Source organism: Pseudomonas shirazensis (assembly GCF_050496565.1).
Classification (GTDB): domain Bacteria; phylum Pseudomonadota; class Gammaproteobacteria; order Pseudomonadales; family Pseudomonadaceae; genus Aquipseudomonas; species Aquipseudomonas shirazensis_A.
In genome coordinates this window covers 86464-108395 of sequence record NZ_JBNWAE010000016.1, presented here as the reverse complement: position 1 = coordinate 108395, position 21932 = coordinate 86464, and the positions used below count along the sequence as shown (strand labels likewise).

22 protein-coding genes and 1 pseudogene are annotated in these 21932 nt (G+C 64.2%); 15 read left to right on the top strand and 8 right to left on the bottom strand.

Annotated elements, in window-relative coordinates; all coding sequences use genetic code 11:
• Positions 1-16: 16 nt before the first annotated feature.
• Positions 17-733 carry an ArsR/SmtB family transcription factor gene (locus tag ACQZ2L_RS20850; RefSeq protein ID WP_430327660.1) on the bottom strand — a complete coding sequence of 239 codons (717 nt, stop codon included), beginning with the start codon at positions 731-733 and terminating at the stop codon, positions 17-19.
• Positions 734-1254: 521 nt separating this feature from the next.
• Between ACQZ2L_RS20850 and ACQZ2L_RS20845 the strand changes: the two genes are divergently transcribed.
• Complete coding sequence (locus tag ACQZ2L_RS20845; protein ID WP_430327659.1) at positions 1255-1452, top strand: hypothetical protein; 198 nt, start codon at positions 1255-1257, stop codon at positions 1450-1452.
• On the opposite strand, the gene ACQZ2L_RS20840 is transcribed toward ACQZ2L_RS20845, so the two are convergent.
• Positions 1403-2584: a multidrug effflux MFS transporter gene (locus ACQZ2L_RS20840; RefSeq protein WP_430327658.1), complete on the bottom strand. Its 1182-nt coding sequence runs from the start codon at positions 2582-2584 to the stop codon at positions 1403-1405. The genes ACQZ2L_RS20845 and ACQZ2L_RS20840 overlap by 50 nt on opposite strands.
• A 151-nt stretch (positions 2585-2735) precedes the next feature.
• On the bottom strand, positions 2736-2933 hold the full coding sequence (locus ACQZ2L_RS20835) for a heavy-metal-associated domain-containing protein (protein WP_430327657.1): 198 nt from the start codon (positions 2931-2933) through the stop codon (positions 2736-2738).
• 145 nt (positions 2934-3078) lie between these two features.
• On the opposite strand from ACQZ2L_RS20835, the gene ACQZ2L_RS20830 reads away from it, so the two are divergent.
• From ACQZ2L_RS20830 to ACQZ2L_RS20810, 5 genes and pseudogenes are all read left to right on the top strand, one after another.
• Complete coding sequence (locus tag ACQZ2L_RS20830) at positions 3079-3465, top strand: hypothetical protein (protein ID WP_430327656.1); 387 nt, start codon at positions 3079-3081, stop codon at positions 3463-3465.
• A gap of 52 nt (positions 3466-3517) precedes the next feature.
• Positions 3518-5716, top strand: a complete 2199-nt coding sequence (locus ACQZ2L_RS20825; RefSeq protein WP_430327655.1) for a heavy metal translocating P-type ATPase — start codon at positions 3518-3520, stop codon at positions 5714-5716.
• Positions 5713-6117 carry a Cu(I)-responsive transcriptional regulator gene (gene cueR, locus ACQZ2L_RS20820; protein WP_430327654.1) on the top strand — a complete coding sequence of 135 codons (405 nt, stop codon included), beginning with the start codon at positions 5713-5715 and terminating at the stop codon, positions 6115-6117. The genes ACQZ2L_RS20825 and cueR overlap by 4 nt, the downstream gene beginning before the upstream one ends.
• Before the next feature lie 176 nt (positions 6118-6293).
• Positions 6294-7379, top strand: a pseudogene (locus ACQZ2L_RS20815) (cache domain-containing protein); the annotation flags it as partial.
• Positions 7380-7469: 90 nt separating this feature from the next.
• Complete coding sequence (locus ACQZ2L_RS20810; protein WP_371411600.1) at positions 7470-8237, top strand: methyl-accepting chemotaxis protein; 768 nt, start codon at positions 7470-7472, stop codon at positions 8235-8237.
• 25 nt (positions 8238-8262) lie between these two features.
• Here the strand turns inward: ACQZ2L_RS20810 and ACQZ2L_RS20805 are convergent, their stop codons facing one another.
• Together ACQZ2L_RS20805 and ACQZ2L_RS20800 are read right to left on the bottom strand one after the other, a co-directional pair.
• Positions 8263-9054 carry an AraC family transcriptional regulator gene (locus ACQZ2L_RS20805; protein ID WP_430327653.1) on the bottom strand — a complete coding sequence of 264 codons (792 nt, stop codon included), beginning with the start codon at positions 9052-9054 and terminating at the stop codon, positions 8263-8265.
• Positions 9055-9118: 64 nt separating this feature from the next.
• Entirely contained in the window at positions 9119-10396 is a 1278-nt protein-coding gene (locus ACQZ2L_RS20800; protein ID WP_430327652.1) for an acetyl-CoA C-acetyltransferase, read from the bottom strand.
• A gap of 117 nt (positions 10397-10513) precedes the next feature.
• Between ACQZ2L_RS20800 and ACQZ2L_RS20795 the strand changes: the two genes are divergently transcribed.
• The 7 genes from ACQZ2L_RS20795 (at position 10514) to ACQZ2L_RS20765 (ending at position 17170) form a co-directional block, all read left to right on the top strand.
• The gene (locus tag ACQZ2L_RS20795) at positions 10514-11866 is read left to right on the top strand and encodes a 3-oxoacyl-ACP reductase (RefSeq protein WP_430327651.1); all 1353 of its coding nucleotides are present in this window, start codon (positions 10514-10516) and stop codon (positions 11864-11866) included.
• Between the two features lie 2 nt (positions 11867-11868).
• Entirely contained in the window at positions 11869-12732 is an 864-nt protein-coding gene (locus tag ACQZ2L_RS20790) for a MaoC family dehydratase (protein ID WP_430327650.1), read from the top strand.
• A gap of 60 nt (positions 12733-12792) precedes the next feature.
• Positions 12793-13098, top strand: coding sequence for a MazG-like family protein (locus tag ACQZ2L_RS20785; RefSeq protein WP_314876489.1), 306 nt, complete (start codon positions 12793-12795; stop codon positions 13096-13098).
• Entirely contained in the window at positions 13095-13844 is a 750-nt protein-coding gene (locus ACQZ2L_RS20780) for a methyltransferase (protein ID WP_430327649.1), read from the top strand. The genes ACQZ2L_RS20785 and ACQZ2L_RS20780 overlap by 4 nt, the downstream gene beginning before the upstream one ends.
• Positions 13845-13866: 22 nt before the next feature.
• Positions 13867-14499: a DUF4136 domain-containing protein gene (locus ACQZ2L_RS20775; RefSeq protein WP_430327648.1), complete on the top strand. Its 633-nt coding sequence runs from the start codon at positions 13867-13869 to the stop codon at positions 14497-14499.
• 20 nt (positions 14500-14519) lie between these two features.
• On the top strand, positions 14520-15089 hold the full coding sequence (locus tag ACQZ2L_RS20770; RefSeq protein WP_430327647.1) for a DUF4136 domain-containing protein: 570 nt from the start codon (positions 14520-14522) through the stop codon (positions 15087-15089).
• Positions 15090-15220: 131 nt separating this feature from the next.
• On the top strand, positions 15221-17170 hold the full coding sequence (locus ACQZ2L_RS20765; RefSeq protein WP_430327646.1) for a pilus assembly protein TadG-related protein: 1950 nt from the start codon (positions 15221-15223) through the stop codon (positions 17168-17170).
• Here the strand turns inward: ACQZ2L_RS20765 and ACQZ2L_RS20760 are convergent.
• Together ACQZ2L_RS20760 and ACQZ2L_RS20755 are read right to left on the bottom strand one after the other, a co-directional pair.
• Entirely contained in the window at positions 17155-19791 is a 2637-nt protein-coding gene (locus tag ACQZ2L_RS20760) for a PAS domain-containing sensor histidine kinase (RefSeq protein WP_430327645.1), read from the bottom strand. The two genes, ACQZ2L_RS20765 and ACQZ2L_RS20760, sit on opposite strands and share 16 nt — an antisense overlap.
• On the bottom strand, positions 19788-20231 hold the full coding sequence (locus tag ACQZ2L_RS20755; RefSeq protein ID WP_430327644.1) for a TadE/TadG family type IV pilus assembly protein: 444 nt from the start codon (positions 20229-20231) through the stop codon (positions 19788-19790). Before ACQZ2L_RS20755 ends, ACQZ2L_RS20760 begins: the two co-directional genes overlap by 4 nt.
• A 75-nt stretch (positions 20232-20306) precedes the next feature.
• Between ACQZ2L_RS20755 and ACQZ2L_RS20750 the strand changes: the two genes are divergently transcribed.
• On the top strand, positions 20307-20777 hold the full coding sequence (locus tag ACQZ2L_RS20750) for an A24 family peptidase (RefSeq protein WP_430327643.1): 471 nt from the start codon (positions 20307-20309) through the stop codon (positions 20775-20777).
• 112 nt (positions 20778-20889) lie between these two features.
• Entirely contained in the window at positions 20890-21672 is a 783-nt protein-coding gene (locus ACQZ2L_RS20745) for a response regulator (RefSeq protein WP_430327671.1), read from the top strand.
• On the opposite strand, the gene ACQZ2L_RS20740 is transcribed toward ACQZ2L_RS20745, so the two are convergent.
• A complete protein-coding gene (locus ACQZ2L_RS20740; protein ID WP_430327642.1) occupies positions 21669-21929 on the bottom strand; it encodes a DUF3613 domain-containing protein in 261 nt (86 codons plus the stop codon). The genes ACQZ2L_RS20745 and ACQZ2L_RS20740 overlap by 4 nt on opposite strands.
• Positions 21930-21932: the final 3 nt, after the last annotated feature.

The following is a 21932-nucleotide window of genomic DNA, read 5'->3' as shown; positions in this document are numbered from 1 at the left end:
AACGGTTGCCGCCAGCTCAACCCACCAGCAAGGACGGCTCTGCGCGAGCGATACGGTTGATCTGCTGGATACCCAGCGGTGAAATCTGCAGCCCGCGCGCACCGTCCTGTTCCTGCAGCCAGCCAGACTGCAGGAACAACGTCAGCAAGGCCTGCCCCAGGCTGCCGCCCAAATGCGGCCCCTGATCGCTCCACTCATTGCAGTGACAAATCACACAGTTGCTCAGTGGCCGCTGGGCCAAAGCCTCGATATACACGCCGACATTGGCCAACTGCGTGCGGCCTGCAAAACTCACCCGCAGCTCACCGTCGTACCCTTCCAGCCAGCCGGCAGTGACCATTCGTTGCAGCAATTCAGCCGCCAGCTCACCGCCCATATGCCCATTGCACAGGCGCGCACGGCGCATCGACAGCGGCACCTGCAGCGGTTTGACCTGGGTTACCCGCGGGCGCAACTCATTCAGATGCAGGCTGGCCAACGCCTCGACCGCCGCCCCCACAGCAGGCGTCGCCAGACGGAAATAGCGTTTGCGCCCACGGGCTTCCAGCCGCAGCAAGCCTGCCGAGGAGAGCAGGGACAAGTGCGCACACGCTGAAGACGAACTCACGCCGGTCATCACCGCCAGCTCGTCGGCGGGGCGGGGCGTGCCATCGATCAACGCCCATAACATGGCGCTGCGCTTGGGATCGGCCATCAGGCTGGCGATCTGGCTGATACTGCTGACTGCTTTCATAAGGTAACTCCCTGCTGAATCATGTCTGGGTCCATTGGCCAAACACGCCAGCGCGCCGACCTGCTCATGGTCTTGGCATAGCATTCCCTGGCAGGGAAGTCCCTCTCGCTGGCGCTGGCTGCTGGGGCCAGTATAAGCCGGGCAAAGTCCCGCGATAGCGCTTCCCGGTTCCTCTACAGACGGGATAGGGCGGTGGGTGGGGCGACCCTCGACGCATTCACCAGCAGTCCAGTCCTGGCCAGCCAGATCCACCCAGCAGGGTCGGGCCAGTCTGGCCAAGGCCACAAGCGCCCTTAACGCGAGCTGAAAAGAGAAATATCCTCAGACGCTGCCGACAGCGCCTTTCCGCAAATATGGCAAACAAAAGCGAAGGATCCACTGTGGTTGCGCGTCAGCACAACTAGACACGACTTGTGGGAAAGGTCTACAGGCGACCATCAGTCCGGAGCGACCCAAGGTTTGGTGGCACCTGGGGGCAGCAGCGCTAGACTGAACCGACACCTGTTCTGAGGAGGTATGCGATGAAGATCGTCGTCAGTACATCTGAGCGTCACCCCAACTGCCCCTGGCAGGTTCGGCTCGACCAGCACGTGGTGAGCTTTCGCAGTGAGAGTGAAGCGCGGGCCTTTGTCGCAACATTGCGCAAGCGCCTGCAGGCCCCGCACTCGTTCAGCCTTGACGCCTGGCCTGCAAGCGCCGAGTCAGCGTCGCAACACTGACCACCAGAGCCCCGCACAAGCTGATGACCATGGCCATCGGCACCGCACTGCCATCGTGCAACAAGCTGACCAGCGCCGCCGCGCCTGCGGCGACGCTGAACTGCAGGCAGCCCATCAATGCCGACGCGCTGCCTGCGCGGTTGCCCTGACCACTCATGGCCAGTGCCGAGGCGTTGGGGATGATGCAGCCCAGGCTGGCAATACACACGAACAACGGCAGTAACAGTGGCCACAGCTGCGTTGGTTGCAACGCTGCCACGCCGAGCAGGGTCAGCGCCGCCGCCAGGTACAGCCACACCGCTCGCCCAAGCAATACTGACGGGCCGCGCTTGGCCAACAACCGTGCATTGACCTGAGCAACAAGAATGAAACCCGCCGCGTTGGCACCGAACAGCCAGCCGTAATGCTCTGCCGGTACCCCATACAGCTTGATGAACACGAACGGCGAGCCAGCAATGTAGGCAAACATGCCTGCAATGGCGGTGCCGCCGGTCAACGCGTGGCCGATGAATACTCGGTCAGTAAACAGCCGCAGGTACTGACGAAACGCCCCCGACAGCGGCTGGCGCGGCATGTCCGCCGGCATGCTCTCGGGCAAGCCGAAGCTGATCGCCAGCAGGCAGCCTGCGCTGAACAGGCTCAAGGCCAGGAAGATCGACTGCCAGCCCGCGAGATTGACCAATACGCCGCCCAGCATCGGCGCAAGAATTGGCGCCAGGCCCATCACCAGCATCAACTGCGAGAAGACCTTGGCCGAGGCAACCGGGTCGCACTTGTCACTGACAATCGCCCGTGCCAGCACCATCCCGGCGCAGCCACCCAAGGCCTGGACGAAGCGCGCGACAATCAAGGTATCGAGGTTGGGCGCATAAGCGCAGGCCAGTGAGGCCAGGGTGAACAAGGTCACCCCGAACAGCAGCGGGATGCGCCGACCAAAGCGATCGGCTACCGGGCCATAGGCCAGCTGGCCCAGCGACAGGCCAAGAAAATACGCAGCCAGAGTGGTCTGGATGTGTTTTTCGTCGGTCAGAAACGCCTGGGCCATGGCCGGAAACGCAGGCAGGTAAAAGTCGATCGCCAGCGGCCCGAACGCACTCAAGGCGCCGAGAATCAGCACGTAACGCAGGTTCATCAGGAATCCATTAGCAGGCTAAGCAAGCTGCCAAGTCTACCTGCAAAGGCGGATTCTGGCGAAAACCTTTGTGACAATTCCCTGCCCAGACGCGGCACCGGTGACACTCAGCTGCAAACTCGATCATCGGCACCGCAACACGCCAGCGTCGTCAGGCCGGCTGCGCCTCGTAACCTTCCAAACGGATGGCGGCAAGAATCTGTTCGCTGGACAACTGGCTGTCGACAGTCACTTGCTTGGCAGCCAGATCCACCTTCACCTCGGCCTTGGCATCCTGCCCCTGCACCGCCGAAGTTACTGCTTTGACACAGTGGCCACAGGTCATGCCTTGTACATTGAATACTTGCATTGGTGAGTCTCCTTTGTGGGTTTGCCACAGTTTCAAGCTTGCCATCGGGTCAAGGTCAAGTTCTGCCGCCATCGGCCGGACTGGCAATCCGCGCCTGGCTCAGCCAAGCTGCGCCTTTGACGGTTTATCAAGCAGGAGATTGTTCATGATCAGGCCAGCATTGAGCCTTGTCGGCTTGCTCGCCGCGTTGACCGTGGTGCCTGCGGCCAGCGCCGCTGGCAACTCGGACTACAGCGTGCTGATTATTTCGCGCGAGCGGCTCGAGGTGGCGACCACCTGCGAGATCGGCGTTTACCTCAATGACCAGCTGTCCGGGCGCGTGTTCCAGGAACAGTCGACCTCGTTCAACCTGCCGCCCGGCCCGGTGGATATCCGCTTGCGCCTGTTGCCGGGACAAGCCCCGGGTTGCAACCCCGGCCTGGAGAACCAGCACAATCAGCGCCTGAACCTGCAGGCCGGACAGATCAACAAATACCGCATCGCCATGGACCACAGCGGCCTGCACCTGACCCGAGCCAGCCTGGACTATTGACCTTGACCCTGTGGCAGGGTTGATGCTGCAGGCCTGTCCAAGGAGGCGAGCCATGTCTGCATCCACTGTTTTTGACCTGCCCATCAGCGGCATGACCTGCGCCAGCTGCGCCGGACGTGTCGAGCGCGCCCTGCGCAAGGTGCCCGGCGCGGCGCAGGTTAGCGTCAACCTGGCGACCGAGACCGCCCGTGTCGAAGCTCCAGCGCAAGCCCTGCCTGCGCTGGTCGAGGCTGTACGTCAGGCCGGCTACGAAGCATCCATGCCGGATGCCGCTGCGCCCGACCCTGATGATGCCCAGCGCCATTTGCGCAATGAGCGCCTGGCCGTAGCCGCTGCAGTGCTGCTGGCGCTGCCACTGGTATTGCCGATGCTCCTGCAGCCGTTCGGCATACACTGGATGCTGCCGGCCTGGGTGCAGTTCGCCTTGGCTACGCCGGTGCAGTTCATCCTCGGCGCACGTTTTTATAAAGCGGCCTGGAAAGCCGTGCGCGCAGCCGCCGGCAACATGGACCTGTTGGTAGCGCTCGGCACAAGCGCCGGTTACGGCCTGAGCCTGTACCAATGGGCAACGGCCCCTGCCGGCGTCGAGCCGCACCTGTACTTCGAGGCCTCGGCAGTTGTCATCGCCCTGGTGCTGCTCGGCAAATACCTCGAAAGCCGTGCCAAGCGCCAGACCGCCAGCGCCATCCGCGCCCTCGAGGCGCTGCGCCCGGAGCGTGCCCTGCGCGTGCTCGATGGGCGTGAGGAGGACGTGCCGATCAGCCAACTGCGCCTGCACGATCTGGTCCGGGTCAAACCCGGCGAGCGCTTTCCGGTCGACGGCGAAGTCATCGAAGGCAGCAGCCACGCAGACGAGGCGCTGATCAGCGGCGAGAGCCTGCCGGTACCCAAGCACCCCGGCGACCCGGTCACCGGCGGCGCCATCAATGGCGAAGGCCAACTGCTGGTACGCACCCTGGCACTGGGCACCGAAACGGTCTTGGCGCGGATCATTCGCCTGGTCGAGGATGCCCAGGCAGCCAAGGCGCCGATTCAGAAACTGGTCGACCGGGTCAGCCAGGTGTTCGTCCCGGCGGTGCTGGTGATCGCCCTGATCACCCTGCTCGGCTGGTGCTGGTATGGCGCGCCGCTGGAAACCGCGCTGATCAACGCCGTCGCCGTACTGGTCATCGCCTGCCCGTGCGCGCTCGGTCTGGCGACGCCTGCAGCGATCATGGCCGGCACTGGCGTGGCCGCCCGCCACGGTATTCTGATCAAGGATGCCGAAGCGCTGGAGCGCGCCCATGCCGTCAACCGCGTGGTGTTCGACAAGACCGGCACGCTGACCTCAGGCAGCCCGCGCATCGTCCACAGTCAGGCCGCCGTTGCCGATGAAGCGCAATTGTTGCGCCTGGCCGGGGCACTGCAACGAGGCAGTGAGCACCCGCTGGCCAAAGCGGTGCTCAGCGCCTGCAGCGAACAAGGCCTGGACGTGCCACCCGTCAGCGACAGCCAGTCTCTGACCGGGCGCGGCATCGCCGGCGTGGTCGAGCAACGCCAGTTGGCCCTCGGCAACCGGCGCTTGCTCGAGGACAGCCAGTTGCAACCCGGCGAGCTTGCAGACAAAGCGCACGCCTGGGAAGCCGAAGGCCGCACCCTGTCGTGGCTGATCGAACAGGCACCGCAGCCGCAGGTGCTCGGTCTGCTGGCCTTTGGCGACAGCCTCAAACCCGGTGCCGCAGAGGCCGTCCACAGCCTGCGCGCGCGCGGCGTCAGCAGCCACCTGCTGACCGGCGACAACCGCGGCAGTGCCAAGGTGGTCGGCGACGCGCTGGGCATCGAGGATGTCTACGCTGAAGTACTGCCGGCCGACAAAGCCGCTACCGTGACCACGCTAAAACGCGACGGCGTGGTGGCGATGGTCGGTGACGGCATCAACGATGCCCCGGCCCTGGCCGCCGCCGACATCGGCATCGCCATGGGCGGTGGCACCGATGTGGCCATGCAGGCCGCCGGCATTACCTTGATGCGCGGTGACCCACGGCTAGTGCCGGCAGCCCTGGAAATCAGCCGCAAGACCTACGCCAAGATCCGCCAGAATCTATTCTGGGCGTTTATCTACAACCTGGTCGGCATCCCGCTGGCCGCGTTCGGCCTGCTCAATCCAGTGCTGGCAGGCGCGGCCATGGCCTTGTCGAGCGTCAGCGTTGTGAGCAATGCGCTGTGGCTGAAAACCTGGAAACCCGACGACGATCAGCAGGAGGCACCATGAATATCGGCCAGGCTGCCCGCCTCAGCGGGCTGAGCAGCAAGATGATCCGTTATTACGAGTCGATCGGCCTGCTCAAACCGGCGCAACGCAGCGACAGCGGCTATCGCCTCTACCAACAGCAGGACCTGCACAGCCTGGCCTTCATCAAGCGCTCACGCGATCTTGGCTTTTCTCTGGAGGAAGTCGCCAGGCTGCTGACCTTGTGGCAAGACCGTGAACGCGCCAGCGCCGATGTCAAAGCCCTGGCCAGCCAACACATCGATGCGCTGAACACGCGCATCGAAGAGCTGGTCAGCCTGCGCGACACCCTCAGCCAGCTGGTTGCCGATTGCCACGGCGATGACCGCCCCGACTGCCCGATCCTCAAGGACTTGGCCAGCGGCAAGGCCTGCTGTAGCTGACAACACCCTGCCCTGCCCAGTTTTGGTATGCCGTATTAGCCCAATCACGACCGAATCGTCGCCAAACGCGACGCCAGCCAATAAATACAGGGATTTGACCTCTATAAATCACCCACGCTGCCGATGCCCTGAAGTGCCTGTTTCATGCGTCGATAACAAATACTCCGGGAGCGTGGATGAACATCAAACAAAAACTGACTTGGGCGTTTGCCGTGATCGCCGGCTTGCCCATCGTCCTCGTGGCTACCCTGGTAGTGGTCAACCTGCGCGGCGAGGCCCGCGATGATTTTCTCGACAACAGCAGCCGAGAGATTCGCCAGGTCAGCAATGCGATGAACATCTTCTTCCAGGGCATCGACCAGAACGTCAACTACATGGCCGCGCAGCCAATGGTTGCCGCCACCGGCAGCGAGCTGAACAAGTACACCAGCGCCAACCCGTCCTACACCCTGGGCGAGCAGGACGCCAAGGTGCTCGACTTCTTCACCCGCCTGGCCGACGCCCACCCGGCTTACGCCTACCTGTCCTACGGGGTCGCCGACGGCGGCTACGTCGGCTGGCCTGCCGGGCAGAAGTTCGTCAATTACGACCCGCGCCAGCGTCCCTGGTACCAACTGGCCATGGCCAACCCCGGCAAGACCATCCGCACCGGCGCCTATTACTGGGCCGCCGATGACGCCGTACTGGTCAGCACCGTGCGCACGGTAACCAACCAGCTGGGCAACCCCGGCGGTGTGGTCAACATCGACGTGTCGCTGAACGGCCTCACCGAAATCGTCAAGAAGATCAAGCTGGGCGAAAGCGGCTACCTGATCCTCATGGAAAACAACGGCAACGTGATGGTCGACCCGCGCGACGCCAGCCACAACTTCAAGCAACTGAGCAGCTTTGGCGGCGGTTACGCCGAGCTGGCCAAGGCCGGCAAGGGTTTGGTTGAAGTCGAGATCAATGGCGAGCGCTACATGGCCAACATCTACCCGGATGAAACCCTCGGTTGGACCTTCATTGGCCTGATCCAGGAAGGCGAAGTGATGCAGACCACCACTCGCCTGACCTGGCTGATCGGCACCATTGCGCTGGTCCTGGCCGCGTTGTTCGCAATCGTCGGTGCCGCGTTCGCCAAGCTCATCGTGCGCCCGATCAACAGCGTCAGCAGCGGCCTGGAAGACATCGCCCAGGGCGAAGGCGACCTGACCCGCAGCCTGGAAGTACGCGGCCGCGACGAAACCGCGCAACTGGCCGGTTGGTTCAACCAGTTCCTCGGCGCGATTCGCAGCCTGATCCAGCATATCGGCGCTGCCGCCGGCAAGATTCTCAGCACCTCCAGCAGCTCGACCCGCGTCTCCAACGACATGGCCGAAGCGGCCGGGCGTCAGCGCGAAGCGGTGGACATGGTGTCTACCGCCTTCCATGAAATGGTCGCCACCGCCAACGAAGTCGCCCGTTCCTGCAGCCAGGCGGCGCAGTCGGCCGATAGCGGCCAGCAGCAGGCGCGTGAAGGTCAGCAGCAGATCGATGCCGCGGTGCAGAGCGTTGATCGCCTGAGCCAGGAGATCGAGCAATCAGCCCAGTCGATCCAGCAACTGGAGCGTGACAGCAACGCCATTCAGTCGATTCTGGGCACCATTCGCTCGATTGCCGAGCAGACCAACCTGCTCGCGCTCAACGCTGCCATCGAAGCCGCCCGGGCCGGGGAACAAGGCCGCGGCTTTGCTGTGGTGGCCGACGAAGTCCGCGCGCTGGCCAAGCGCACGGCCGACTCCACCGCCGAAATCGATGGCCTGCTTGGCAACCTCGCCAGCCGCACCGCTGAAGTGGCCCAGCAGATGCACGCCAGCCTGGATGTCTCGCAGCAGTCGGTCAGCCGGATTGGCCTGGCCCGCGATAGCTTCGGCCAGATCCGTGAGTCGGTCGACGTGATCCGCGACATGAACACGCAGATCGCCACCGCCGCCGAAGAGCAGCATCAGGTCGCGGAAGACATCAACCGGCACATCAGCCAGATCCACGGTGATGCGCAGTTGGTGGCAGAACTGGCCCAGGCCGCGCGGCAGGACTCGGAGAGCCTGGCCGGCCTGTCGAACGAACTGGACAGCCTGGTCCGGCGCTTCCGCACCTGATCAGCCGGCCCGCGCCTGCTCGCCGTCAGAGCAGGCGCAGTTCGCCTGGAGTGAAGCCGAACATCTGCTTGAACGCGGCGATGTAAGCTGAGGTCGAGTCATAACCACAGCCCAGCGCCGCTTCGGTGACATTCTCCCCCGCCTCCAGCAACGCCAGGGATGACAGCAGGCGCATGCGCTGCCGCCATACCCGAAAACTCAGGCCGGTCTCGCGCTGCAGCAAGCGCATCACGGTCTTCTCCGAACAGCCCAACTGCAGCGCCCAGTCTTGCAGGGTCTGCGCCTGATCCGGCGCGGCAATCAGCTGATTGCACAAGCGCAGCAGGCCGGAATGACGCGGCAGCGGCAAACTGAAGCCGACTTCCGGCAGCCCGCGCAACTGATCGAGCAGCACCGCCACCAGGCGCGCCTCTGCGCTGTCACCCTCTGGATAATGCGCGGGCAACAGGCAGAACTGCTTGATCAGCTCACGCGCCAGTGGCGTGACTTCAAGTACCCGGCATTGCTCGCTGGCCCACGGGCAGGCATCGCGGCGCACATACAGGCTGCGCATCTCGGCTTGCATCGAGGTGGCGACATCGTGCTCAAGGTCAGCCGGGATCCACACGCCCCACTGCGGCGGCGCGAAGTAGCTGCCGTCGCTGGTATAGACGCTCAAGACTCCACTGATGGCGTAGGAAAACTGCACCCAGTCATGCCGATGGCGAGTGGTCCACGAGCCGGCGCCGAGGCTCTCGGCGCGGGCATACACAGGGCGTGGCAGGCGCTCCAGAGTGGGAATGGGGCGCGGGGCAGTTAGTTGTCCGTTGCTCGGCATGGCGTAGATCTTTTTGTTCTGATCAGACAAGCCTAACAGGTTTGCCCGAGCAGACAGCCCCGCCTCAACGCTCGACAATCATGGTCACGCCCTGGCCGCCCGCCGCGCAGATCGAGATCAGGCCGCGGCCCTTGCCGGCCGTTGCCAGCAGCTTGGCCATATTGGCCAGCACCCGGCCGCCGGTCGCGGCAAACGGATGCCCCGCTGCCAGCGAGCTGCCTTTAACATTCAGTTTGCTGCGGTCGATTGGTCCCAGCGCCGCGTCCAGCCCCAACCGCGTGCGGCAGTACTCGTCGTCTTCCCAGGCCTTGAGCGTGCACAGCACCTGCGCGGCAAATGCCTCGTGGATTTCGTAGTAGTCAAAGTCCTGCAAGCTCAGACCATTACGCGCCAGCAGGCGCGGTACGGCATACACCGGCGCCATCAACAGGCCTTCCTGACCTTTGACGAAGTCGACCGCCGCGCTCTCGCCATCGACCACATAGGCCAGCACCGACAGGCCTTGCTCGGCAGCCCATTGCTCGCTGCCCAGCAGCACCAGCGAGGCGCCGTCGGTCAACGGCGTCGAGTTGCCGGCAGTGAGCGTGCCGAGGCCGCTGCGATCAAACGCCGGCTTCAATTTGGCCAACTGCTGCAGGCTCAGCTCCGGGCGCAGATTGTTGTCACGGCTCAGGCCCAGGTATGGCGTGAGCAGGTCGTCGTGCCAACCTTCAGCGTAAGCCGCAGCCAGCTTCTGATGACTGTGCAGGGCCAACTCGTCCTGTGCCTCGCGGCTGATCTGCCAGGTCTGCGCCATGCGCTCGCAATGCTCACCCATCGACAACCCGGTGCGCGCCTCGCCCATGCTTGGCAATGCTGGCTTGAGGTCGGCCGGGCGCAATTGCAGAAACGGTTTCAGGCGCTCGGCCAGGTTTTTGCCACGATTGGCCTGCAGGAGAATTCGCCGCAAGCCTTCACTGACCGCGATCGGCGCATCCGAGGTGGTGTCGACGCCACCGGCAATGCCACTTTCGATCTGCCCAAGAGCGATCTTGTTGGCCACCAGCAAAGCAGCCTCAAGGCCGGTGCCACAGGCTTGCTGGATATCGTAGGCCGGGGTTTGCGCCGACAAGCGTGAGCCGAGCACACATTCGCGGGTCAGGTTCATGTCGCGTGAATGCTTGAGCACCGCCCCGGCGACCACTTCACCCAGGCGCAGCCCGTGCAAACGGTAGCGCTCAAGCAGGCCTTCGAGGGCAGCGGTTAGCATCGCCTGGTTGCTGGCCTTGGCATAGGCGCCATTGGAGCGGGCGAACGGGATTCGATTGCCACCCAGAATTGCGACCCGGCGAGATGAACGCATGCGGTTATTCCTCCTGAAACAATTTGATCCGTACAGACTAGGTGTTTTTAACCCGGTCGAACGACCGTTACATAAACTTGGTCCACACTTGCATGCTTGCCTTACGGGAGACCTGCAATGACTGACCGCTACCTCGGCTTCGCCAACTCCAACCTGGGCCGTCGCCTGGTCGACGCTCTCGGCCTGCCGCAACCAGCACCGCTGGAACGCTGGCAGGCTGGCCGCCTGCGCCCCGTCGAAGGCGCGCTGGTGTTGGGCGGCGGGCCGCTGGCCAATCGGGTCGAAGCCATTGCCGCTCGGCTCACTGACGAACTCTACAGCTTTGCCGGCGATGGGCTGCAAGCGCAGCCTTGGGTGGCGGGCCTGGGGCCCAAGCTCAAGGCTGTGGTATTCGACGCCAGCCATTTGTCCGACAGCGATCAGCTCTGCCAGTTGCGCGAGTTTTTCCAGCCGCTGCTGCGTAGCCTGGCGCCCAGTGCCCATGTGGTGATTCTGGGTCGCGCTCCGGAGAGCCTCAGCGATCCGCTGGCCAGCGTCGCCCAACGCGCACTGGAGGGCTTCAGCCGTTCGCTGGGCAAAGAGCTGCGCAACGGCGCCACCGCGCAGTTGCTGTATGTCAGCGAAGAGGCCGACGAGCAGTTGGAAGGCGCGTTGCGGTTCTTCCTGTCGCCCAAGAGCGCCTTTATTTCTGGCCAGGTGTTGCGCCTGCAAGGCTGCGCCAGCCAGGTGCAAGACTGGACCCGCCCGCTGGCCGGGCGCCGCGCCCTGGTCACCGGCGCTGCCCGTGGCATCGGCGCGGCGATTGCGCAAACCCTGGCTCGGGATGGTGCTGAAGTAATCCTGCTCGACGTTCCGCAGGCCCGTCAGGACCTCGAAGCACTCGCTGCGCGCCTGGGTGGCCGCGCCCTGGCGCTGGATATCTGCGCCAGTGACGCCGCCGAGCAGTTGCTGGCAGGCTTGCCCGAGGGTATCGACATCGTCGTGCACAACGCTGGCATCACCCGCGACAAGACCCTGGCCAACATGACCCCGGATTACTGGGATGCAGTCATGGCTGTCAATCTCAAGGCACCGCAAGTGCTGACCCAGGCGCTGCTGGACGTCGGCGCGCTGGGCGACAACGCCCGGATCATCCTGCTCGCCTCGGTCAGCGGCATCGCCGGCAACCGTGGCCAGTCCAACTACGCCGCCAGCAAGGCCGGCCTGATCGGCCTGGCCCAGGCCTGGGCACCGATCCTGGCCAGCAGCGGCGCCAGCATCAATGCCGTAGCGCCCGGGTTTATCGAAACGCACATGACCGCCTCCATGCCGATGGGCCTGCGCGAGGCTGGCCGGCGGCTGAGTTCGCTGGGCCAGGGCGGGCGCCCGGAAGACGTTGCCGAAGCGGTTGCCTGGCTCAGCCAGCCCGGCTCCGGCGCAGTCACCGGCCAGGCCCTGCGGGTATGTGGCCAGGCCTTGATGGGAGCATGAGCATGACGCGCCAATGGCAAGACCTGCACAGCCCCGATTCCAGCGCCAGCCTGTACCTGCGGGCCTTGAGCAAGCGCAAGATCAGCGGCGACCAGTTACCCACCAGCGGCTTGCGCTGCTGGTTGCGGGTGCAGCCTGACAATCTCGCGGCCTATCGCCGGCTGTGTCACTTCACCGACAACGGCCGCTTGCCGGCCACCTATCCGCATGTGATGGCCTTCACCCTGCAACTGCAACTGCTGACTGCGGCAGATTTCCCCTTCCCGCTGCTGGGGCTGGTTCACCTGCACAACAGCATTCAGGTGCTGCGCCCGCTGGGCGGCATCGACGGCCTGCACTTCGCGGTGTATGCCGACAACCTGCAGCCCCACCCCAAGGGCGGCACCTTCGACCTGATCACCGAAGCCGAAGACGGCCTCGGCCTGCTCTGGCGCGAAACCAGCCGCATGCTGGTGCGTGGCCTCAAGCTTGAAGCAGCCGCCAGTGAGACGGTCGAGGCCGAGCCTGCCAGTGAGCTTGTCGAGGTCAGCCGCTGGTACGCCGACAGCGATATCGGCCGGCGCTACGCCAAGGTCTGTGGCGACTACAACCCGATCCACCTGAGTGCGCCAACCGCCAAGCTGTTTGGCTTCCCCAAGGCGATTGCCCACGGCATGTGGAGCAAGGCCATGGCCATGGCGGCGTTGGCCGGGCATCTGCCGGCGGCCGGCTATGCGTTCGACGTGGACTTTCTCAAGCCGGTGCGCTTGCCTTCGGAGGTGGTGCTCAGCGCCAGTGGTGCGGGCGCGCAAGGCGAGTTACGTTTGGATGGCCACGCCGGGCTGCTGCATATGCTTGGCCGCTGGCGGCCGATTGCGCCGAACTGATCGGCAAACTTGCTTTACGTCGGGGCTGGCCGGAAGCTATGCGCCATTAGGAGAGCCCCGATGAACTTGCAAGAACTGACCGCACGCCTGCACCAGATCCGCGACAACAACGACTGGCGCGGCTTTCACAGCCCGAAAAACCTGGCCATGGCCGCCAGCGTGGAAATGGCCGAGCTGGTAGAAATCTTCCAGTGGCTAACTGAAGACCAGTCGCGCCAGCTCGCCCCTGAGCAACTCGCCCATGCCGGCCAAGAGGTCGGCGATGTGGTCCTCTATCTGCTGTTGCTGTGCAGCGAGCTGGGCCTGGACATGGAGCAGGTGGTGCGGGCCAAGCTGGCTGACAGCGAAAGGCGCTTCGCCCGATGAACGACCGCCATTTCGATCACCTGGCCACGCGCTTCGCGGAAAAAATCTACGGCGGTGCCAAAGGTGCCATCCGCTTGGCTGTGCTGCAGGCCGACCTCGCCGAAGCCTTGCCGGATCGCCCGCTGCGCATCCTCGACATCGGCGCCGGGCTTGGCCATATGGCGCTGTGGCTGGCTGAGCGCGGGCATCAGGTGACCCTCGCCGAGCCGGCGGCACCGATGCTCGATGGCGCCAGGGCCCGCTTTGCCGAAGCCGGACAGACCGCGACTTTCATCCAGGCCCCCTGGCAAGATCTGCTCGGCCAGTTGACCGAGCCTTATGACCTGGTGCTGTGCCATGCTGTGCTCGAGTGGCTGGCCGAACCCGACACCATCTTGCCGGTGCTGCATCAACTGACGGCGCCGGGTGGCTGGCTGTCGCTGGCCTTCTACAACCGCGATGCACTGGTTTACCGCAACCTGCTCAAGGGCCATTTCCGCAAGCTGCGCAGCAATCACCTGGCTGGCGAAAAGCAGAGCCTGACCCCGCAAAAACCGCTTGATCCGCGCGAATTGCGAGCGCAACTTGAAGACCTGTGGACGGTCGAAACTGAAAGCGGCGTCCGTGTGTTCCACGACTACATGCCCAAGGACTTCCAGGACAAGGCCGAGCTGCTCGACCTGCTCGAGATGGAGCTGGCTCACCGCCGCCACCCAAGCTTCGCCGGCCTGGGCCGCTACCTGCATTGGGTGTGCCGCCCGCTCTGACTGCACCGCGCCAGGAGGAACCATGTTCAACCGTCTCGTCTGCCTGGCCCTGGTTTCCTTAGCCCTGGCCGCCTGCCAGGGCAGCAACCCTTATGTGGCCAGCGGCAAGCCGATCCCGCCCGCCCCGGCCAGTGCAGCAACCACCTTTGATCGCAGCGCCTACCCAAGCGCGCCGCGCGACTACGGCCGCTACCGCAGCTGGGGCTGGCGCAATGGTCAGTTGCCCAGCGGCACAGCCAACGCCGATCCGGCACAACTGGCCGATGCCGTCAGCGGCGCGCTCGATCAACACGGGCTGCGCCCGGCGCACAATGGCCAGGCGGATCTGTTGGTCAGCGCTGACCTGCGCCTGGAGCGACGCCTGCGCCAGGTCCGCGATTACGACTACGATCCTTACTACGGTGGCGCGTCGTATGGCGGTATCGGTTATGGCGGTTACCGCAACGGCTACGGCGCCTACGGCAGCGTGCCGATCGTGCGCACCTACCAGGTCGAGGTGATGGTGGTGCACATCGCCTTTTTCGATGCCCGCGACGGCCAGCCAGTCTGGAGCGCCAGCGCCGAAAGCGGCGCCGACAAGGACTCACCACGTGACCGCGAGAGTGCCCTGCGCGAATCCGTGCACAAGGCACTCAACGGCTATCCTCCCAGTTAACGCTTAACGGAGTAACCACCATGCTGCGCCGTCTCGTTGTGTTGTCCCTGGCGTTGCTGCTCGGCGCCTGTTCGAGCAATAACGTTCAGCAGGATTTCGATGCCAGTCGCGATTTTGCCGGCTATCGCACCTGGGCCTGGCAGGAACCGGCCCTGCAATATCGCCCGGATGATCCACGGATTAAGAGCGACCTTACCGAGCAGCGGATTCGCCAGGCGGTCGAGCAGCAGCTCGATCAACGCGGCCTGCGCCTGGCCCAGGGCAACGCTCGCGCAGACCTCAAGCTGCGCGCCTACCTGATCGTCGAGCAGCGCCAGCAGCAGATCACCACCAATTATGGCGGTGGCTGGGGCGGTTACTGGGGTGGCTATTGGGGCGGGCCGATGTACAACGAAACGCGTAACGTCGACTACAAGGTCGCGACCATTCAGGTCGACATGTTCGACGGCCGCGATGGCAAACTGGTCTGGCGCGGCAGCGCCGAGCAGATCATGAACCGCTACCCGCCGAGCCCGGAAGAGCGTAACCAGGCGATTCAGAAGACCGTCGACCAGGTCCTCAGCCAGTACCCACCAGGTCGCGCCAAATAGCCCTGATCGCCACAACCTCGCCTGGCCGCTCCTACAAGGACCTGTAAAGTCAGTGGCTGCGTTGTTCACCTTGACTACACTCCTGACACCGCCGCCACGCTGCATGGCTGAAGGTCGGCAAAGGAGTGCCTGTGGGTACGCGTTCTGCCCTGCGCCAACGCGGCGCAATCGGCCTGATGGCGGCGATGACGCTCGGCCTGGCGTTGCTGTTTCTGTTGTTGGTGGTCGACAGCGGCAGGCTCTATCTTGAACAACGCAAGTTGCAGCGAATTGCCGACATGGCCGCGCTGGAAGCCGCCGGCCAATCTGCCGTGTGCACGGGCAACGGGCCAAAAGCCACCGCGATCGCTCGCGCTGCCGCAACCCGCAACGGCCACTTGCCGGCGGACCCACTGCAGGCCCTCTGTGGTTACCTGCAGACCGGCGCCAACAGCGTGCGGGCCTTTACCAGCAACAATGCCCGGGCCGAAGTGATCAAGGTCGATGTCAGCCATACCGCCACCACCAGCATTGCCGGCGGCGTGTTCGCGCTGGTGCGTAATGGGCAGCTGCCGGCCACCTCGACCTTGCGCGCCAGCGCCGTGGCGGCCAAGCCCCTCCCCGCGCAGGCCATGCTGCGCATTCGCACTACCCTGGTTTACCTGGATTCGCGTCAGTCGAGCTTGCTCAATGGCCTGTTGAGTGCGCTTGGCAGTACTGCGCAACTCAGCCTCGCCGGCTGGCAGGGCATCGCCGACACCAACATCAACCTGCTCAAATACCTCGACCAGTTGGCCATCGACCTGCAGGTCAAGGCCGGCGACTACCAGCAACTGATCAACGCCGACGCCACCTTGAGTCAATTGCTCAAGGCCGCCGCCAAGGTCTTGCAGCAAGGCGGCGCTGCAGCGGATGTAGTGACCAATCTGGGCAATCTGGCGGCCGGCAGCGCCAACGGTACCCTGCTCAATCTGGGCGAGTTGCTGAACATTCAGAACGGCACCGCCCAAGCCGGACTGGATGCCAACGTCCAGCTGTTGCAGCTGGTGCAGGGGGTGATCCAGCTGGCCGCCAAGGACAGTGCGGTAACCGCCGACCTGCCGCTCAGCGTGCTGGGGCTGGTCAATGGGCGCGTGCGCATCAAGGTAATCGAGCCGCAGCAGATCTCGTCCATCGGCGACCCGAGCAAGGATCAGCTCGCCGTGCATACCGCGCAGGTGCACGCGCTTATCTCGCTAGACCTGCCACTGCTCAGTGGCATCGCCGGGCTGCTCAATGCAGTGCTCGACTTGGCCGCGCCACTGACCAATATCCTCAACAACCTGCTCAGCCTCAATCTGTCTGGCACGCTGCAATCGGTTGGCTGCGCGCTCGGGATACCGTGCAAGGTCAGCGACATCAAACTGCTCGACGACAAGCTGCACATCGACATCGGCCTGGAAGTGGCCGAGGCCAGCGCAATGCTCACGCCCACTGCGGCTGATGCGTTCAGTTGCTCACCCAAGAGCCTGAAAACAGCGTCGCGCAAATCAGCGGTAAAAATCGCGGTCGGCAAGTTCGATACCCCTGAGACCTTCTTCACCCAAGGCACCACAGCAGTCAAGGCGCTGCCGCTGATTGACATCGGCACCAACAATTGCAGCCGCCTGCTGGTCTTGCCGCCGTCGTGCGGCACCCGCGTGCCGTATGCCGGTGGCGGCATCGGCGTGCGGGTCAACAGCAAGGTCCTCGGCAGCGGCCCGCTGGACCTGCCATTACTGTTCAAAGGCAGCAGCGAACCGCCAAACATCGGCCTGCCGCCGGCCTATCTGCCGTTGGCGGACACCCAGGTGGTCGCCAGCCTCAGCGACACCCTGATGGGGGTTCATCTGGAGGCCTACAAGCCCACCAGCAACAGCGGCCTGGGCGACATTCTGGTGCTGACCGCCGGCCTGCTCGACGGCGTCAAGCTGCTGCTGGAGCCGGTGATCAAAGGCCTGCTCAGCCCCCTTCTCGATCCGTTGGTCAACGCCCTGCTGAAGGTACTCGGGATCGACCTCAACAACGCGGCCGTGGGCGCCAACCTGACCTGCGCCGGGGGCCGCGCTCAGCTGATGCTGTGACATGGCAAGCGAATACAGAAGCAGGCACCATCGCCTTGGTTGCTCACCTGCAGACTACCGCCCATGGCGCTGACGATGCCATGACTGACCGACAGGCCAAGGCCGGTACCGACGCCGGCAGGTTTGGTGGTGAAGAACGGTTCGAAGATGCGCTCATGCAACTGGGGATCGATGCCGCCGCCGTTATCCTGCACCCACAGCACCACGCTGCCCGGTTCAAGGCTCTGGCGCAGGCTGATCGTCGCGTCGCGTCGCCCCAGCCCAAGCAAGGCATCGCGGGCGTTGACCAGCAGGTTGATCAACACTTGTTCGAGCTGGTCCTGATGGCCGAGCACCTGCGGCTGTTCATCTGGCAGGCTGACCTGCACGCTCACGCCTTTGCTGCGCAGGCCTTCATCGAGCAACGCCACCGCTGCGGTCACTGCGGCCCAGGCCGGGAACCAAGCACGCTCTACCTCCGAGCGCCGGCCGAACACGCGCATATGGTCAACCAGCCGCGCCACGCGATCGGTCTGCGCTTCGATCCGGCGCAGCTTCTCCAACAGGTAGTCGGTTTCAGCGAGGCCGTTTTCCACTCGCTTGATGGTGTTGACGGTGGCCATGCGGATGACATTGAGCGGCTGATTGATCTCGTGCAGCAGGCCGGTCGCCAGTTCACCCAAGGTCGCCATCTTGGCCCCTTGCAGCAGTTGCTGCTGGCTGCGCCGCACTTCGGTGTTGTCGCGCCCGACGGCCTGGACTTCCAGCAACTGGCCGTGCTCATCGAACAGACCACGGTCGGCCCAGATCCACCAGGCGTGCTCGCGGCCGGGCAGTTGCAGGCAGATTTCGCTGCTGCTCAGCGGCTGCTCCGGGGTCAGCTGCCGCAGCCGCTCGACAAACGCTGCACGCTGCGCCGGTGACAACCACTGCCCCAGATCCATCCCTGCCAGTTGCTCCGGCGTGCATTGCAGGTAGTCGGCCAGTGGCCGGTTGCCGAACATCAGGCTCAGGTCAGGCCGGTAGCGGCAGATCATCGCAGGGGAGTCTTCCACCAGCACCCGATAGCGCTCTTCGCTCTGGCGCACGCGCTCAGCCGCTTCGGTGGCCTCGCTGACATCCAGCCACAGGCCGACCACCTCAAGCGGCTGGCCGAGGTCATCACGCAGCAAACGTGCTTCATCGAGAATCCAGTGATAACCGCCGCGGCTGTCGCGCAGGCGCACGCGGCAGCGGGCCTGGCCCTCGCGCAGCAGGTCGCGGGTGCGTTGCAACCACAGCGCATGATCATCCGGGTGCACGGCCAGGCCAGGCTGACGCGCCTGCTCGCTGTCGGCTGCCCAGCCGAGCATGGGCTGCAAGCTGGCGCTGAAGAATTCGCTGTGCAGCGCGCCGTCGCTGCAGCGCTGTACATAGATCACTGCCGGCGAGCTGGCTATCAGGTTTTCCAGGCGTGCCCGCGCGGCGCTGGTTTGCAGCTCCTGGGCCTTGAGCGCACTGATGTCGAGGATGAAGCCGCGCAACTGGCGGCCTTGGAGTTGCCCTGCCCAATGCAACCAACGTGGCGCGTCAGGGCCCAGCAGGCGCAGGCTAATGCTCAGCTCGCGGCCAGCCCAGGCTTGCTCAAGCGCCAACTGCACCGGCTCGCGGTCGGCAGGATGCAGCCGCGCCAGCCATTGCTCCAGGCTCACTTGCGCAGGCAGCTCAAGGCTGGCGGCAAGGCTTGGGTCGAACTGCAGCGGGCCATTCAGCGACCACTCCCACCAACCTGCGCCCAACTGCTGCTGCAGCTGCTGCAGATGCCGCGCCTGATGCACACTGCGCGCGTGGTGCAGGTGGCCCAGCAGCGGTTGCAGCAACGCCTGCACCAGCGCCTGTGCTGGCTCACCGTGCAGCGGCGTGGCGACGCCTGCGCACAGCAGCCAGGCTTGCACCTGTGGCCCTTGCCGATAGGGCAGCAGGCATAAGCCGGGGTCGGCACACAGCGACTGCAATTCGGCAGACGCAGGGCCATCGAGCAAGCCCAGCGCAGGCAACTGCGCCAGCCATGGCTGCAAGCGGCTGGTCTCGGGCCAGGGCCAGGTTGCGTCGCTGCGAGCGTAGCTGCGCCACTGCTGATCGTCGCGCAGCAGCAGTTGCAGTGAGGCCGCCTGCCAGTGCTCGGCCAAGCGCTGTAGTTGCTCACTGACGGTTTGCTGCAGATGCGCTTCACTGCAGTCGCGCAGGGCACGGCTGATGTCGGCTGCAAGCTGCTGCTCGACCTGTTGCTGCTGCGTGCTGGCATGTTCGTGCAGCAGGTCACCGATATCGAACAGCTGCAGCATCCAGCCCTCGCTCTGGCGCAGCAGCCAGCCGCGGGTGTGCAATGGCTGGCCAAGCACGCCATGAAAATCCAGGTCCAGTGGCTGCCCCTGCCAATCGGCCGGCGCCCCTTCGATCACCAGCCAGCTGCGCCGCTGCAGGTAATCGTGCAGCCGCCCAGCGCCCGGCGCGGGCAAGGCGAGCACGCTGCGCAGCGGGCCGGCCAGGCGCAACACCCGCGCTTGGTCGTCCAGCCACACCTGCAGGCCGATCGGCATCGGTGGGTGATAGTCTGCGGCCGGCTCGGCCGCCGTGCGCCAACGATCGAACAGGCCGCTCATAATTGCAAGCTCGCTTCGGCCTTGAGCCGCGTCGGCAGGCGCGGCACCTCGCCGATCAAGGGCAAGCGCAGCACCGGCACCAGTGCGGTGAGGCGCTCCCGGGGATAGTCGATGGTCACCGTCAGCAGCTTGTTCGCCGCCAGGCTCACCTGGGCATCGGTGGCCGAGCGAAAGCCCAGTGCCGCCGGCATCCACGCCAGCTGCTGGTCGATGGCCTGCCGGGCAACGTTTTGCACATCACTGGCATACGAGGCACTGGTAGGGTCGAGGGCCACACAGCGGCGTACCGCCTCGCTGCTGGCCTGATTGAACGATTGCAGCATGAGCATCGGCAGCGCATAGCTGACCAGCCCGTAGAACACTGCAAAAAACACCATGAATACAGCGACAAATTCGATGGCTGCTGCGCCTTTTTGCCGTCCCGCCGGGCCTGCTTGCATGTTCGCGTCTACCCTGACTATGAAACCTGCCTCTGAGCATAGAAGTGTTCAACGAATAGGGATGGCGATTTGCCAATGCACAGCATAGTTGTCTTGATGTGGCTGGCCTTGTGTACTGAACAGGATGTCCGTGAACGGCAGATTTCCAACACGCTCACCCTGGGTGTGGCCGCCTGCGCCCTGGCCTGGCTGTTCGCCACCGGCCAGAGCTGGATCGGCGCGGATGCCAGTGACGCCGGCTGGGCCCTGGCCATCGTCATGCTGCTGACCCTGCCCGGCTATATGCTCGGGCGCTTCGGCGCAGGCGACGTCAAGCTGATGGGCGCGCTGGCCCTGGCCACCAGTCACTACTACGTACTCGGCACCTTCATCGGCGCCGGCGTGGCTGTGTTGCTCTGGCTGCTGACGCGTCGGCGGCTGTGGAGCCTGCTCAATCCCAAAGTGAAAAAACGCTTGCAGACCCTCGCCGAACAGGTCGGTGACAAGCAACCATTTGCTCCGTACGTGCTGGTTGGCTTCCTTCTGGCATCTGTATGGATCCAATAGCACTACCTGCTGTCGCATAAGTTGTACAAGCTTTGTACATAGTCACGAGGTCAGACTACTTTCTATAGCGTAAGCAGGTCTGGCATTGGAGCGACACGGATTGAACAGGGAGTTGATCGTGAACAAATCGGTAAGCGAGGTGAAGGTGCTGGTAGTCGACGACCAGCCGGTAATCGTCGAAGAGCTGTGTGAGTTTCTCGAGAATCAAGGCTACACCTGTTTTGCCGCCCACTCGACGGCGGAGGCGCTGGAGCGCTTTCAGGCCGACGATGGCATTGGCCTGGTACTCAGCGACCTGCACATGCCGGAGCGCGATGGTATCGAGCTGATGCGCGCCCTGAAGGAGCTGGCTGGTCGCCAGCGCATGTTCGAGGCCATCATGCTGACCGGCCGCGCCGACAAACAGGACGTCATCCGCGCCCTGCGCGAAGGCTTTGCCGACTACTACCAAAAACCCATGGACCTCACCGAGCTGCTGGCCGGCGTGCGCCGGCAGGAACAGGCCCTGCTGGAACGGCGGCGCAATTTCCGCGAGCTGGGTACGTTGAATGAGCGTCTGCAGTATCTGGCCGACTCGATCGACGACCTTTATCAGGACCTGGAAAAGGCCCGCGGCCAAGGCGTGCACCGCCGCGCTGGCGATGCCCCGGAAGGCGAAAGCGAGCTGCCAGCCGTGTTCGAAAAGCTCTCGCCGCGCCAGCTTGAAGTGGCCAAGCTGGTGAGCAAGGGCAAGACCAATTACCAGATTGCCTGTGAGCTGGGCATCACCGAGAACACGGTAAAACTGTACGTGTCGCAGGTGCTGCGCCTGACCCACATGCACAATCGTACCCAGCTGGCCCTGGCGCTGACGCCGCGGGCATCACCGCTGCATCAGCGCTTCACCACCCACTAGTTTTTCTCGGAGCTGACCTTCTCCCAGCGGAAGAAGTCCGGGATCTGGTACTTGTAGCTGTCCAGCCAGCGCTGCATGGACTGGTCGCGTTCGCGAGCAGTCTGCTGCTGGGGTCTGCTCGACGCCTGCTGATTGCTCGACTGCACCCGCAGCAGTGCCTCGGTGGCAGTCTCGGCTGGCGGCGGATAGGTGGTTTCAGCCGCCAGGACGTCAATCGGGAAGGCGATGCAGGCAAGCAGGATCAACGATTTGAGCATGAC